The sequence below is a fragment of the Pseudomonas putida genome, assembly GCF_025905425.1.
Classification (GTDB): Bacteria; Pseudomonadota; Gammaproteobacteria; order Pseudomonadales; family Pseudomonadaceae; genus Aquipseudomonas; species Aquipseudomonas putida_AF.
Genome location: NZ_CP109603.1, coordinates 4,237,992 through 4,250,749, shown reverse-complemented (window position 1 = coordinate 4,250,749; position 12,758 = coordinate 4,237,992). Strand labels below are relative to the sequence as shown.

The following is a 12,758-nucleotide window of genomic DNA, read 5'->3' as shown; positions in this document are numbered from 1 at the left end:
CATGAAGGCAGCGGTGATCCAGATGGTCAGCCAGGACGACGTGCTGGCCAACCTCCAGCGTGCCGGCGCCCTGCTTGAGCAGGCGGCGTTCGGTGGCGCGCGGCTGGCCGTGCTGCCAGAAAACTTCGCCGCGATGGGGCGCAAGGATGCCGCCGCGATCGGGCGGGCCGAAGCGTTGGGAGAGGGGCCGATCCTGCCCTGGTTGAAACGCACCGCTCGTGACCTCAGGTTATGGATTGTTGCCGGCACCTTGCCTCTGCCACCGGTCGGCCAGCCTGATGCCAAGGCCCATGCCTGCTCGCTGCTGATCGATGAACAGGGTGAAGTGGCGGCGCGCTACGACAAATTGCACCTGTTCGACGTGGACGTCGCCGACAACCGGGGGCGCTACCGTGAGTCCGACGACTATGCCCATGGCGCGCAGGTGGTGGTGGCCGATACCCCGGTGGGGCGCCTGGGCCTGAGCGTATGCTATGACCTGCGCTTCCCCGAGCTGTACAGTGCATTGCGCGCAGCTGGGGCAGAGCTGATCACCGCGCCTGCCGCGTTTACCGCGGTGACGGGTGCGGCGCACTGGGACGTGCTGATTCGCGCGCGTGCCATCGAGACCCAGTGTTACCTGTTGGCCGCAGCGCAGGGCGGCACCCATCCAGGGCCACGGGAAACCCACGGCCATGCAGCGATCGTCGACCCCTGGGGGCGGATCGTTGCGCAACAGGCGCAGGGCGAAGCGGTATTGCTCGCCGAGCGCGACATTGATGAACAAGCGTCCATTCGGGCGCGCATGCCGGTGGTTTCGCACCGGCGCTTTTTCTCGCAGGACGCCTTGCGGCCTGCGCACACCTCGGAGTGACTATGAGCCAGATGTTATCCACCGTCAGCGAGCAGCTCCTGGCCCCAGGCGGATTGACCCTGGACAGCCTGCAGGCTGTGCTGGGTGAGTTGGCAGGCCCGGGCATCGATGCCGCCGACCTGTATTTCCAGGGCCAGATCTCTGAAACCTGGGCGCTGGAGGACGGCATCGTCAAAGAGGGCAGCTTCAACCTCGACCAAGGCGTGGGCGTGCGTGCCCAGTCCGGTGAAAAGACCGGCTTCGCCTACAGCAACGCCATCAACCTGGAAGCCCTGACCTCGGCGGCCCGCGCCGCGCGTTCCATCTCGCGTGCCGGGCAGAACGGTAAAGTCCAGGCGTTCCGCAGCCAGGATGTGACGGCCCTGTATGCGCCGGACAACCCCTTGGACGTGCTCAGCCGCGCTGAAAAGGTCGACCTGCTCAAGCGTGTCGACGCCGCAACCCGCGCGTTGGACCCGCGTATCCAGCAGGTCAGCGTGAGCATGGCCGGGGTCTGGGAGCGGATTCTCATCGCCGCCGCCGATGGCAGCCTGGCCGCCGACGTGCGCCCGCTGGTGCGCTTCAACGTCAGCGTCATCGTCGAACAGAATGGCCGCCGCGAGCGCGGTGGCCAGGGGGGCGGTGGGCGTACCGACTACCGCTTCTTCACCGAAGAGAAAGTCATGGGCTATGCCCGTGAAGCGTTGCGTCAGGCGCTGGTGAACCTGGAGGCGATCCCTGCGCCGGCGGGCACCTTGCCAGTGGTGCTGGGGTCAGGCTGGTCGGGCGTGCTGTTGCATGAGGCGGTTGGCCATGGCCTGGAAGGCGACTTCAACCGCAAGGGCAGCTCGGCGTTCAGTGGCCGCATGGGTGAGCTCGTGGCGTCGAAGCTGTGCACCATCGTCGACGACGGCACCCTTGAGGGCCGCCGTGGTTCGCTGAGCGTGGATGACGAAGGCACCCCGACCGAGTGCACCACCCTGATCGAGAATGGCGTGCTCAAAGGCTACATGCAGGACAAATTGAACGCCCGCCTGATGGGCATGGCCGTGACCGGTAACGGCCGCCGCGAATCCTACGCCCATCTGCCGATGCCACGCATGACCAACACCTACATGCGCGCCGGTGAAAGCGACCCGCAAGAAATCATCGCCTCGGTGAAAAAAGGCATCTACTGCGCCAACCTGGGTGGTGGCCAGGTGGATATCACCAGCGGCAAATTCGTGTTCTCAACCAGTGAGGCCTACCTGATCGAGGACGGCAAGATCACCGCGCCGGTCAAGGGTGCGACCCTGATTGGCAACGGGCCGGAGGCCATGAGCCGGGTGTCGATGGTCGGTAACGACCTGGCATTGGACAGTGGCGTGGGCACGTGTGGCAAGGATGGGCAGTCGGTACCGGTAGGGGTAGGGCAGCCGACATTGAAGCTGGACGCGATCACGGTTGGCGGTACCGGGGCGTGATGGCTTTGGGGACCGCGTGCGGTCCTTTCGCAGCACTAGGCTGCTCCTACAGGTGCACACGCTCCTTGTGGGAGCAGCCTTGCGCTGCGAATGGGCCGCAAAGCGGCCCCAGGCCGATCAACGTAGCCCGCGCTGTAACTCGTCGAGGTCGCGGATGTACTTGAACACCTTGCGCGCAGCAGCAGGCGGTTTGTTCCGCGCTTTTTCGTGCTGGGCATGGCGGATCAGCGAGCGCAGTTGCTGGCGATCGGTATCGGGGTATTCATTGACGAAACGCTCGAGGTCTTCGTCATTACCGTCGATGAGCCGGTCGCGCCAGCGTTCCAGGCCGTGGAAACGCTCGTTGTACTGGCGGGTCGAGCTGTCCATCTGTTCGAGCAGGGCATGGATAGCGTCCAGGTCCTGGACACGCATCAGCTTGCCGACGAACGACATGTGGCGTTTACGGGCGCCGTGAGCGGTGTGCTTGCTGGCCTCGGCCAGCGCCTTGCGTAGCTCGTCGGTCAACGGCAGACGCGCCAGAGTGTCGGCCTTGAGCGTCGTGAGGCGCTCGCCGAGTTCAACCAGCTCATGCAGTTCGCGCTTGATCTGGGTTTTGCTTTTTTCGCCGTCGTAGGCGTCGTTTGAATCAACCATGGTGGCAGTCCGCTAGAAATCGCCGCCATGATAACCAGTCGGGGGCCGCTTGTCCGGCCCGGTCGTAGAATGACCCTCGCCGAACGCAGAATTTGAGTGGAGAGAACCATGAGTGCAGTCCAGAGCGTAGGCCCCAAAGACCTGCCAGCATTGCAGGAGCAGGTCGAAGCGATCATCGCCGAAGCGCGTCGCCAGGGGGCCAGTGCCTGCGAAGTGGCGGTGTCGCTGGAGCAGGGCCTGTCCACCACGGTGCGCCAGCGCGAGGTCGAAACGGTCGAGTTCAACCGTGACCAGGGCTTTGGCATCACCCTCTATGTCGGCCAGCGCAAAGGCTCGGCCAGTACCTCGGCGAGTGGCCCCGAGGCGATCCGCGAGACCGTTGCCGCAGCCCTGGCTATCGCCAAACACACGTCTGAAGACGAATGCTCCGGTCTGGCCGACGCGGCGCTGATGGCCCGCGACATCCCGGACCTGGACCTTTACCACGACTGGGATATCGAACCCGAGAAGGCGATCGAGATGGCCCTGGCCTGCGAGGCTGCGGCGTTCGACGCCGATCCGCGCATCCTCAACGCCGATGGCACCACGCTCAACACCCATCAAGGGTGCCGGGTGTATGGCAACAGCCACGGTTTCATCGGTGGCTATGCATCGACCCGACACAGCCTGAGCTGCGTGATGATCGCCGAGGGCGAAGGGCAGATGCAGCGCGACTACTGGTATGACGTGAACCGTCAGGGCAACTTGCTGGCCGATCCGCGCAGCATCGGCCAGCGTGCAGCCCAGCGTGCGGCCAGCCGCCTCGGGGCGCGCCCGGTGCCAACGTGCGAAGTGCCGGTGCTGTTCTCTGCAGAGCTCGCCGGCGGCCTGTTCGGCAGCTTCCTGTCGGCCATTTCCGGCGGCAATCTGTACCGCAAGTCGTCGTTCCTCGAAGGCACCCTTGGCCAGCGCCTGTTCCCAAGCTGGCTGACGCTGGATGAGCGCCCACTTATTCCTCGCGCGTTGGGCAGTGCTGCGTTCGACGGTGACGGCTTGGCGACTTACGCCAAGCCGTTCGTCGACAAAGGCGAGCTGGTGTCGTACCTGCTGGGCACTTATTCTGGGCGCAAGCTCGGCCTGCCGAGCACGGCCAACTCCGGCGGCGTGCACAACCTGTATGTTACCCACGGCATCGAAGACCAGGCTGCCCTGATCCGCCGCATGGGGCGTGGCTTGCTGGTGACCGAACTGATGGGGCATGGCCTGAACATGGTGACGGGCGATTACTCGCGCGGTGCCGCAGGCTTCTGGGTCGAAAATGGCGAGATCCAGCATGCGGTTCAGGAAGTGACCATCGCCGGGAACATGAAGGACATGTTCCAGCAAATTGTCGCGATCGGTAACGATCTTGAGACGCGAAGCAACATTCACACAGGCTCTGTGTTGATCGAGCGGATGACCGTTGCCGGGAGCTGACAGGTAACCTGCACTGGCCGCTTGCGGGTACTGCACATTTTTCGCATGTGGTGCGATCCCTGTGGGAGCGGGCTTGCCCCGAAGAGGGCGGTATAGCCACCGTTTGTTTCAAACTGATTGAGAGAACCCGGCCCTAGCGCCGGGTTTTTTATGCGCCATACCTCCCTGCTTTGGTCGATGCCCACTTGAAGTGATTCTATTTATCACTTAATAATGAATATCATTACCCAGTTGCTTGGCGATGGTGTTCATGAAATCTGTCCTCCACGAGTTGCCCTACCTGGAAAACTGGCGCTGGCTCAGCCGGCGCATTCGCTGCGCGCTCGAGCCCGATGAGCCACGTCTGATCGAGCATTACCTGGCCGAAGGCCGCTACCTGGTGTGCTGCACCGAAACCTCGCCATGGACGGTGGCCCTGACCGCCTTCCGCCTGCTGCTGGATACCGCCTGCGATCGCATGTTGCCCTGGCACTGGCGCTGCTTGTGCCTGGACCAGGCCTGGCGACCATTACTGGACTTGCGCAACCTCGACCGCCGCGAACAAAACCAGCGCTGGCAGCCCTACGCCCTGCAATTGGCCAACTGCGTGCTGCTGCCTTCGATTTCTCCCGATGAACTGATGCAAGGATTAGACGATGAGTAATACCCGTATCGAGCGTGACAGCATGGGTGAGCTGCAGGTGCCTGCCGAGGCCCTGTATGGCGCCCAGACCCAGCGCGCGGTCGACAACTTCCCGATCAGCGGCCAGCGCATGCCGGCCCAGTTCATTCGCGCATTGCTGCTGGCCAAGGCCGCAGCGGCCAAGGCCAACATCGAGCTGGAACAGGTGACCGCCGAGCAGGGCCAAGCCATCGTCAAGGCGGTCGAACAACTGCTGGCGCAAGATTTCATCCAGCACTTCCCGGTGGATGTGTTCCAGACCGGTTCCGGCACCAGCTCGAACATGAACGCCAACGAGGTGATCGCCACCCTGGCCAGCCGAGTGCTCGGTGATACGGTCAATGCCAACGACCATGTGAACTGTGGCCAAAGCAGCAACGACATCATCCCGACCACCATCCACGTCAGTGCTGCCCTGGCGCTGCATGAGCAGCTGCTGCCGGCTTTGCGTCATCTGGTGCAAGTGATCGAGGCCAAGTCGGCGCAGGTGCACCCGTTTGTGAAGACCGGCCGCACCCACCTGATGGACGCCATGCCCGTGCGCATGAGCCAGGTACTCGACGGCTGGGCAGCGCAAATCAACGGTGCGCAGGCGCACATCGAGGCAACCCTGCCGAGCCTGCAGGCGCTGGCCCAGGGCGGCACTGCCGTGGGTACCGGCATCAATGCCCATCCGCAATTCGCTGCCGGTTTCGCGCGTCAGCTGAGTGGCCTGACCCAGGTCGAGTTCACCCCCGGGCACAACCTGTTTGCTCTGATCGGTTCGCAGGACACTGCAGTAGCCCTTTCGGGCCAGCTCAAGACCACCGCCGTGGCGCTGATGAAAATTGCCAACGACCTGCGCTGGATGAACTCCGGTCCGTTGGCCGGCCTCGGCGAGATCGAACTGCAGGGCCTGCAACCAGGCTCTTCGATCATGCCAGGCAAGGTCAACCCGGTGATCCCGGAAGCCACTGCCATGGTTGCCGCGCAGGTGATCGGCAATGACGCGACCATCGCGATCGCCGGCCAGTCGGGCAACTTCGAGCTGAACGTGATGTTGCCGGTGATCGCCCGCAACCTGCTGGAAAGCATCGAGTTGATGGCCAACGTCAGCCGTCTGCTGGCCGACAAGGCCATTGCCACCTTCAAGGTTAATGAAAGCAAGCTCAAGGAGGCCCTGGCGCGCAATCCGATCCTGGTCACTGCGCTGAACCCGATCATCGGCTACCTCAAGGCCGCCGAAATCGCCAAGACCGCGTACAAGCAGGGCCGCCCGATCATCGACGTGGCACTGGAGCATACCGACTTGTCGCGCGACCAGTTGGAAGCGCTGCTGGACCCGGAGAAACTCACCGCTGGCGGCATCTGACCCTGCGTCACCGCCCAGGAGATAAGCCATGCAGCACTGGAAACGTACCACGGAAACTGCCAATCGCCTGTTCGAGCAGGGTGAGTGGGTCGATGCACGGGAACACTACCTGCAGGCCTTGGCGTTGGCCCAGGTGCTGTTCGAGCGCTGGCATGACGTCGACGAAGCGGTGGCGGTGTTTGTCATCGCCCATCACAACCTGGCCGACCTGCACCTGCGCCTGAACCAGCCGCACGAGAGCGCCGACTACCTGTGCGCTGCGCATCAGCGCTTGCTTCAGGCCAGCCAGGAGGCTCGCCTGCCCCAGGCGCTGCGGGATGCGGCGCTGCGCCACAGTGGGCGCACCTACACCGAATTGCTGAATTTTATCGACGAGTACGGTCAGTACCCGCGTACCGAGCGCCTGCTCAACCGTCACGCACCCGAGGCCAGCGAACTGGCCGCCAAGGCAGACGTGACGCCCAGAACCCATGCTTACGGAATCCACTGACATGCCACATACCTTGCCCGCATTGCCCTATGCCTACGATGCGCTGGAACCGCACATTGATGCCCAGACCATGGAGATTCACCACAGCAAGCATCACCAGACCTACATCAACAACCTCAACGCCGCCATCGAAGGCAGCGAATGGGCCGAGTGGCCAGTGGAGCAGTTGGTAGCCGCGGTCAAGCAATTGCCGGAGAAACTGCAGGCTGCCGTGATCAACCAGGGGGGCGGCCACGCCAATCACTCGCTGTTCTGGACCGTGATGGCGCCACAGGGTGGCGGCGAGCCGCAAGGTCAGGTAGCCAAGGCGATCGAGGCCGAGCTCGGTGGTTTCGACGCCTTCAAGGATGCGTTCACCAAGGCTGCGCTGACCCGCTTTGGCAGCGGCTGGGCCTGGCTCAGCGTCACCCCGGACAACAAGCTGGTGGTTGAAAGCAGCGGCAACCAGGACAGCCCGCTGATGCACGGCAACACGCCGATCCTGGGGCTGGATGTGTGGGAGCACGCCTACTACCTCAAATACCAGAACCGTCGCCCTGAATACATCGGTGCCTTCTACAACGTCGTCGACTGGGCGGAAGTGGAACGTCGTTATCTCGAAGCCTTGAAGTGAGTCGATCCGGTATGCGTTCACAGGTGTTGTCCGTCAGCAGCGTGCGTCTGTTTCGCCTGGCGATAGGAACCTTGCTGCTGCTGGTTGGCACAGCATTGCTGCTGGCGCAGGGCATTGCCTGGCTGGGCCTGGAACCACGTATGCTGCGCGCCCTCGAGGGGGGCGCACTGTGCGCGTTGGGGACAGCCCTGGGCGCGGTACCGGTGTTGGTCATTCGTAACATGCCGGTGGCTTTGGCCGACACGCTGCTGGGTTTTGGCGCGGGTGTGATGCTTGCGGCTACTGCATTCTCCCTGATCATTCCTGGGCTGGAAGCGGCCCAGGGCATCGGCTTCAGCCCCTGGGGCGCGGGAGGGCTGATCAGCTTTGGCCTGATGTTCGGCGCCTTGTGCCTGTTTCTGGTCGACCTCAAGGTCTCCGGCGCCTCGCCGGAAGCCTTGGTTGGCACGGATAACCAGCCAGTGATCGCCGCGCGAATCTGGCTGTTCGTCATCGCCATCATCGCCCACAACATTCCTGAAGGCATGGCCATTGGCGTGTCAGCGGGTGGTGGCATGGCCGATGCCGACAGCCTGGCCATGGGCATCGCCTTACAGGATGTGCCCGAGGGCCTGGTGATTGCGCTGGTGTTGGCGGGGGCGGGCATGCCGCGATTCAAGGCATTCCTGATCGGTGCCGCCTCAGGCCTGGTCGAACCCGTGGCGGCGGTGATCTGCGCTTGGCTGGTCAACATTGCCGAGCTGCTGCTGCCGTTGGGTTTGGCGTGTGCCGCAGGGGCGATGCTGCTGGTGGTGACCCAGGAAATCATCCCCGAGTCGCGCAGCAATGGGCATCACCGCTTGGCCAGTCTGGGGCTATGTATCGGCTTTTGCCTGATGATGGTGATGGATACGGCGATGTCTTGAGTATGCGCGAGGGCGTTCGCCGGCTTTCAGGCAAAGATGACTTCTACGCGGCCTTCGCGCCGGGAACGAGGTGCTGCCTTCACTACAATCTGAATATCGCGGCCAAGGCGTGCCAGGCAATCAATCATTTTGGTTTCGCTGATGCCGCGAAACTTCCCTCGCATCATTTCGGAGACTTTGGGTTGGGGGAGCCCGAGTACCGCCGCGGCCTGGACTTGAGTCAGGTGGCGTGCCTTGATGATGCTGCAGATCTTGCTGGCCAGGTGAGCCTTGATCAGCATCTCGCTGGCGTCTGGGCTGTTGAGGTCGGCATAGACGTTTGTGCTGCCTTCTTCGATCTCAATCATGTTTTGTTCCTTTTGCGTGAGCCATTGCGAGCTTGAGTCTCGATTTGATCAAGTCCACTTCATGTTTGGGGGTTTTGATGCCCGTGCTGGATTTTTTCTGGAAACAATGCAGTACGTAGACTGCGCCGCCCAGGTTCACGGTGTAGATGGCGCGATAGGTATCACTATCGTGGTTTTCAACTACCTCCAATACCCCTGCACCGGCAAAGCCCCTCAGGCTTTTCGCTTGATAATGCTTTCCGCCTTCCTGTGCCAGATACAAGGCAAAGCCAAATACATCTTGCACATCCCTTGGAGCACCCTGCAGATCCTTCTTGCTGCTCCCTACCCAGTACAGCGGTTTGACACCTTTGTATGCATCCATGACATCGTCCTAATCTATACCTATATAGGTATAAAGACAAACGCACTCATGGTCATCCTGAAAAATGGCAAGGGATGTTGCTGCGAGGAGGGGCTTACTCGCCTTCGTCGAAGTAGTTGTTGATCAGTTCAACCAATGCGTCCAGCGCGTCATTGTCCTGTTCGCCTTCGGTCAGCAGGTGCACCTGGGTGCCTTTACCCGCCGCGAGCATCATCACCGCCATGATGCTCTTGCCGTCCACCAGCTTGTCTGGCGCACGGCCTACCCGGACCTGGCAAGGAAAACGCCCGGCCACGCCGACGAACTTGGCCGCCGCCCGGGCATGCAGGCCCAGCTTGTTGATGATGGTGATTTCGCGGGCGGGCATCGTGAGGCAGATCCTGTGGGCTAGAGGTCGCGGTGGCGGACCTGGACGTTTTTCAGTGATTGCTGCAGCAACTGGCCAAGGCGTTCGGTCAGGTACACCGACCGGTGATGGCCGCCGGTGCAGCCGATGGCGATGGTGACATAGGCGCGGTTGCTGGCGGCGAAGCGGGGTAGCCATTTGAGCAGGTAGCTGGAAATGTCGTTGAACATGTCTTCGACATCCGGCTGGGCGGCGAGGTAGTCGATCACGGGTTGATCGAGGCCGGAGTGCTCGCGCAGCTCGGGCTTCCAGTACGGGTTGGGCAGGCAGCGCACGTCGAACACCAGGTCAGCATCGACCGGCATGCCACGCTTGAAGCCGAACGATTCGACCAGGAACGCGGTACCGGGCTCGGGCTGGTTGAGCAGGCGCAGCTTGATCGAATCACGCAGTTGATAAAGATTGAGGCTGGTGGTGTCGATCTTCAGGTCAGCCAGGTCCGAGATCGGCCCCAGCATATCGCTTTCCACACGGATCGCTTCTGCCAGGGAGCGGTTGGCATTGGTCAGCGGGTGGCGCCGACGGGTCTCGGAGAAGCGTTTGAGCAGCGTGTCTTCGTCGGCGTCCAGGTACAGAACGTCGCACTTGATATGCCGGGCACGCGCTTCTTCGAGCAGCTCGGGGAAACGCGTCAGGTGGCTGGGCAGGTTGCGCGCGTCAATCGACACGGCCACCTTGGGTTGCAGCAATTCGGTATTGATCAACGCATTTTCCGCCAACTGCGGTAGCAGCCCGGCGGGCAGGTTGTCGATGCAATAGAAACCGTTGTCTTCCAGGACATCGAGGGCGGTGCTCTTGCCGGAGCCGGACCGGCCGCTGACGATGATCAGGCGCATGTTCAGTGCTCGTTCTGTACGTCCAGGACAACCTGGTACAGGGCCTCGTTACTGCTGGCGGCACGCAGACGATCACGAACCTCTTTGCGATCGAGCATGCTGGCGATCTGGCGCAGCAGTTCCAGGTGCGCATCGGTGGCAGCTTCGGGCACCAGCAGGACAAACAGCAGGTCCACAGGCGCGCCATCGATGGCGTCGTATTCGATCGGCGCTTCCAGGTGCAGCAATGCGCTGACCGGAGCGGTACATCCGTGGAGACGGCAGTGGGGGATGGCGATGCCGTTGCCGAACCCGGTCGAACCGAGTTTTTCACGGGCGACCAGTTTTTCGAAGACGTCTTGCATCTCCAACTCTGGCACTTGTTCGGCGATGACGGTGGCGACCTTTTCGAGGGCGCGCTTCTTACTGCCGCCCGGCACGTTCACGAGGGAACGGCCGGGGGTCAGGATGGTTTCAAGTCGGATCATGGATGAGGGGGATCAGCGAGCAGCTGCACCTTGCAGCAGGCTTTGCTGTTTTTCCTTGTGTTTTTTCAGTTGGCGGTCGAGCTTGTCGGTCAAGGCGTCAATTGCTGCATACATGTCTTCGTGTTCGGCGTTGGCAACCACTTCGCCGCCTGGAATCTGCAGGGTCGCTTCGACCTTTTGCTGCAGCTTCTCGACTTTCATGATGACAGTCACATTGGTGATCTTGTCGAAGTGACCCTCCAAGCGGGCGAGCTTTTCAAGCACGTATTCGCGCAGCGGCTGGGTGACTTCTACATGCTGTCCACTGATATTGACTTGCATACAGCTTCTCCTTTATTGCCCGTGCATAAAGAGGCAAGTCTTGCACCTGCCCCAAAAACGCTGTGGCACACCCCAGGGGCTACATCAGTCGCTTGCGCTCGCTCGACGGTGCAATGCCGAGAGACTCGCGGTACTTGGCGACGGTGCGACGGGCTACCTGGATGCCTTGTGCCTCCAGTAAACCAGCGATCTTGCTGTCACTCAATGGCTTTTTCTGATTTTCCGCCGCAACCAGTTTCTTGATGATCGCGCGGATCGCCGTGGACGAGCATTCTCCGCCTTCGGCGGTGCTGACGTGGCTTGAGAAAAAGTATTTCAGTTCGTAGATGCCGCGAGGCGTGTGCATGTATTTCTGCGTGGTAACCCGCGAAATGGTCGACTCGTGCATGCCCACGGCTTCGGCAATGTCATGCAGGACCAAAGGCTTCATCGCTTCGTCGCCATGGTCGAGGAAGCCGCGTTGATGCTCGACGATCTGCGTGGCGACCTTCATCAGGGTTTCGTTGCGGCTCTGCAGGCTCTTGATGAACCAGCGCGCTTCCTGCAGTTGGTTGCGCATGAAGGTGTTGTCGGCGCTGGTGTCGGCGCGCCTGACAAAGCCTGCGTACTGCGGGTTGACGCGCAGCCGCGGGATGGCTTCCTGGTTCAGTTCCACCAGCCAGCGGTCACTGTCCTTGCGCACGATGACGTCGGGCACCACGTACTCGGGCTCGCTCGATTCGATCTGTGAGCCGGGGCGCGGGTTGAGGCTTTGCACCAGTTCGATGACTTGGCGCAGCTCGTCTTCCTTGATCTTCATGCGCCGCATCAGTTGGCTGTAATCGCGGCTGCCAAGCAAGTCGATGAAGTCGGTGACCAGGCGTTTGGCCTCGGCCATCCAAGGTGTGCTGGCCGGTAGCTGGCGCAGTTGCAGCAGCAGGCATTCGCCAAGGTTGCGTGCAGCAATGCCGGCAGGCTCGAATTGCTGGATGCGGTGCAGCACCGCTTCGACCTCGTCCAGCTCGATATCCAGTTCAGGGTCGAAACCGGCGCAGATTTCTTCGAGGGTGTCTTCCAGGTAGCCCTGGCCATTGATGCTGTCGATCAGGGTGACGGCGATCAGGCGATCGGTGTCGGACATCGGTGCCAGGTTCAGTTGCCACAACAGGTGGCTTTGCAGGCTCTCGCCGGCCGATGTGCGGGTGGTGAAGTCCCACTCGTCATCATCGTTGCTTGGCAGGCTGCTGGCGCTGGTCTGGTAGATGTCTTCCCAGGCGGTATCGACGGGTAACTCGTTGGGGATTCGCTCGCTCCACTCACCGTCCTCCAGGTTTTCGGCACTTGAAGTGCTTTCCTGGAAGCTGTTGTCCTGGACTTCGGCGGCCGGCTTGTTTTCGGCGTTGTCCGCCATCGGGTCGCTGTTGTCGAAGTCTTCGCCGTCTTCCTGACGTTCGAGCATCGGATTGGACTCCAGCGCTTCCTGGATTTCCTGTTGGAGGTCCAGGGTGGAGAGCTGGAGGAGGCGGATGGCCTGTTGCAACTGAGGAGTCATCGTCAGTTGCTGGCCCATTTTTAGGACGAGCGATGGTTTCATGGCAGGGGCTTAATACCTTGTTCGCCGGCGCGCATGCG

16 protein-coding genes are annotated in these 12,758 nt (G+C 61.8%); 8 read left to right on the top strand and 8 right to left on the bottom strand.

Features of this window, described 5'->3' with window-relative positions; translation table 11 throughout:
• Position 1: 1 nt before the first annotated feature.
• Positions 2 to 853, top strand: a complete 852-nt coding sequence (locus tag OGV19_RS19045) for a carbon-nitrogen hydrolase family protein (protein ID WP_264310169.1) — start codon at positions 2 to 4, stop codon at positions 851 to 853.
• Positions 854 to 855: 2 nt separating this feature from the next.
• On the top strand, positions 856 to 2,295 hold the full coding sequence (tldD, locus tag OGV19_RS19040) for a metalloprotease TldD (protein ID WP_264310168.1): 1,440 nt from the start codon (positions 856 to 858) through the stop codon (positions 2,293 to 2,295).
• Positions 2,296 to 2,412: 117 nt separating this feature from the next.
• On the opposite strand, the gene yjgA is transcribed toward tldD, so the two are convergent.
• Complete coding sequence (gene yjgA / locus OGV19_RS19035) at positions 2,413 to 2,931, bottom strand: ribosome biogenesis factor YjgA (RefSeq protein ID WP_027595596.1); 519 nt, start codon at positions 2,929 to 2,931, stop codon at positions 2,413 to 2,415.
• Between the two features lie 108 nt (positions 2,932 to 3,039).
• On the opposite strand from yjgA, the gene pmbA reads away from it, so the two are divergent.
• The 6 genes from pmbA (at position 3,040) to OGV19_RS19005 (ending at position 8,406) form a co-directional block, all read left to right on the top strand.
• Positions 3,040 to 4,386, top strand: a complete 1,347-nt coding sequence (pmbA, locus tag OGV19_RS19030; RefSeq protein ID WP_264310167.1) for a metalloprotease PmbA — start codon at positions 3,040 to 3,042, stop codon at positions 4,384 to 4,386.
• A gap of 241 nt (positions 4,387 to 4,627) precedes the next feature.
• Entirely contained in the window at positions 4,628 to 5,029 is a 402-nt protein-coding gene (locus OGV19_RS19025) for a FagA protein (protein ID WP_264310166.1), read from the top strand.
• A complete protein-coding gene (locus OGV19_RS19020) occupies positions 5,022 to 6,398 on the top strand; it encodes a class II fumarate hydratase (RefSeq protein WP_264310165.1) in 1,377 nt (458 codons plus the stop codon). The genes OGV19_RS19025 and OGV19_RS19020 overlap by 8 nt, the downstream gene beginning before the upstream one ends.
• Positions 6,399 to 6,426: 28 nt before the next feature.
• Entirely contained in the window at positions 6,427 to 6,888 is a 462-nt protein-coding gene (locus OGV19_RS19015) for a DUF2753 family protein (RefSeq protein WP_264310164.1), read from the top strand.
• Between the two features lies 1 nt (position 6,889).
• The gene (locus OGV19_RS19010) at positions 6,890 to 7,501 is read left to right on the top strand and encodes a superoxide dismutase (RefSeq protein ID WP_264310163.1); all 612 of its coding nucleotides are present in this window, start codon (positions 6,890 to 6,892) and stop codon (positions 7,499 to 7,501) included.
• An 11-nt stretch (positions 7,502 to 7,512) separates the two neighbouring features.
• Positions 7,513 to 8,406 (top strand): ZIP family metal transporter, encoded by an 894-nt coding sequence (locus OGV19_RS19005; protein ID WP_264310162.1) that lies wholly within the window; start codon positions 7,513 to 7,515, stop codon positions 8,404 to 8,406.
• A gap of 26 nt (positions 8,407 to 8,432) precedes the next feature.
• Here OGV19_RS19005 and OGV19_RS19000 read toward each other — a convergent pair whose 3' ends face one another.
• The 7 genes from OGV19_RS19000 to OGV19_RS18970 all read right to left on the bottom strand — a co-directional run bounded on the left by OGV19_RS19000 (position 8,433) and on the right by OGV19_RS18970 (position 12,720).
• A complete protein-coding gene (locus tag OGV19_RS19000; RefSeq protein WP_264310161.1) occupies positions 8,433 to 8,753 on the bottom strand; it encodes a helix-turn-helix domain-containing protein in 321 nt (106 codons plus the stop codon).
• On the bottom strand, positions 8,746 to 9,117 hold the full coding sequence (locus tag OGV19_RS18995; RefSeq protein WP_264310160.1) for a type II toxin-antitoxin system RelE/ParE family toxin: 372 nt from the start codon (positions 9,115 to 9,117) through the stop codon (positions 8,746 to 8,748). The genes OGV19_RS19000 and OGV19_RS18995 overlap by 8 nt, the downstream gene beginning before the upstream one ends.
• Positions 9,118 to 9,211: 94 nt before the next feature.
• Positions 9,212 to 9,484 carry an HPr family phosphocarrier protein gene (locus OGV19_RS18990; protein WP_264310159.1) on the bottom strand — a complete coding sequence of 91 codons (273 nt, stop codon included), beginning with the start codon at positions 9,482 to 9,484 and terminating at the stop codon, positions 9,212 to 9,214.
• Positions 9,485 to 9,504: 20 nt separating this feature from the next.
• A complete protein-coding gene (gene rapZ, locus OGV19_RS18985) occupies positions 9,505 to 10,359 on the bottom strand; it encodes an RNase adapter RapZ (protein ID WP_264310158.1) in 855 nt (284 codons plus the stop codon).
• Positions 10,360 to 10,361: 2 nt separating this feature from the next.
• Positions 10,362 to 10,826 carry a PTS IIA-like nitrogen regulatory protein PtsN gene (gene ptsN, locus OGV19_RS18980; RefSeq protein WP_264310157.1) on the bottom strand — a complete coding sequence of 155 codons (465 nt, stop codon included), beginning with the start codon at positions 10,824 to 10,826 and terminating at the stop codon, positions 10,362 to 10,364.
• Positions 10,827 to 10,838: 12 nt separating this feature from the next.
• Entirely contained in the window at positions 10,839 to 11,147 is a 309-nt protein-coding gene (gene hpf, locus OGV19_RS18975; RefSeq protein WP_264310156.1) for a ribosome hibernation-promoting factor, HPF/YfiA family, read from the bottom strand.
• 79 nt (positions 11,148 to 11,226) lie between these two features.
• The gene (locus tag OGV19_RS18970) at positions 11,227 to 12,720 is read right to left on the bottom strand and encodes an RNA polymerase factor sigma-54 (protein WP_264310155.1); all 1,494 of its coding nucleotides are present in this window, start codon (positions 12,718 to 12,720) and stop codon (positions 11,227 to 11,229) included.
• Between the last annotated feature and the right edge of the window lie 38 nt (positions 12,721 to 12,758).

Bases quoted from the DNA above. Each gene is read 5' to 3' on its own strand.
- OGV19_RS19010 (WP_264310163.1), top strand. From the start codon at position 6,890: ATGCCACATACCTTGCCCGCATTGCCCTATGCCTACGATGCGCTGGAA.
- OGV19_RS19000 (WP_264310161.1), bottom strand. From the start codon at position 8,753: ATGATTGAGATCGAAGAAGGCAGCACAAACGTCTATGCCGACCTCAAC.
- OGV19_RS18970 (WP_264310155.1), bottom strand. From the start codon at position 12,720: ATGAAACCATCGCTCGTCCTAAAAATGGGCCAGCAACTGACGATGACT.
- hpf (WP_264310156.1), bottom strand. From the start codon at position 11,147: ATGCAAGTCAATATCAGTGGACAGCATGTAGAAGTCACCCAGCCGCTG.
- yjgA (WP_027595596.1), bottom strand. From the start codon at position 2,931: ATGGTTGATTCAAACGACGCCTACGACGGCGAAAAAAGCAAAACCCAG.
- OGV19_RS19025 (WP_264310166.1), top strand. From the start codon at position 4,628: ATGGTGTTCATGAAATCTGTCCTCCACGAGTTGCCCTACCTGGAAAAC.
- OGV19_RS18995 (WP_264310160.1), bottom strand. From the start codon at position 9,117: ATGGATGCATACAAAGGTGTCAAACCGCTGTACTGGGTAGGGAGCAGC.
- rapZ (WP_264310158.1), bottom strand. From the start codon at position 10,359: ATGCGCCTGATCATCGTCAGCGGCCGGTCCGGCTCCGGCAAGAGCACC.
- OGV19_RS19015 (WP_264310164.1), top strand. From the start codon at position 6,427: ATGCAGCACTGGAAACGTACCACGGAAACTGCCAATCGCCTGTTCGAG.
- OGV19_RS19005 (WP_264310162.1), top strand. From the start codon at position 7,513: ATGCGTTCACAGGTGTTGTCCGTCAGCAGCGTGCGTCTGTTTCGCCTG.
- OGV19_RS19020 (WP_264310165.1), top strand. From the start codon at position 5,022: ATGAGTAATACCCGTATCGAGCGTGACAGCATGGGTGAGCTGCAGGTG.
- OGV19_RS19045 (WP_264310169.1), top strand. From the start codon at position 2: ATGAAGGCAGCGGTGATCCAGATGGTCAGCCAGGACGACGTGCTGGCC.
- tldD (WP_264310168.1), top strand. From the start codon at position 856: ATGAGCCAGATGTTATCCACCGTCAGCGAGCAGCTCCTGGCCCCAGGC.
- ptsN (WP_264310157.1), bottom strand. From the start codon at position 10,826: ATGATCCGACTTGAAACCATCCTGACCCCCGGCCGTTCCCTCGTGAAC.
- pmbA (WP_264310167.1), top strand. From the start codon at position 3,040: ATGAGTGCAGTCCAGAGCGTAGGCCCCAAAGACCTGCCAGCATTGCAG.
- OGV19_RS18990 (WP_264310159.1), bottom strand. From the start codon at position 9,484: ATGCCCGCCCGCGAAATCACCATCATCAACAAGCTGGGCCTGCATGCC.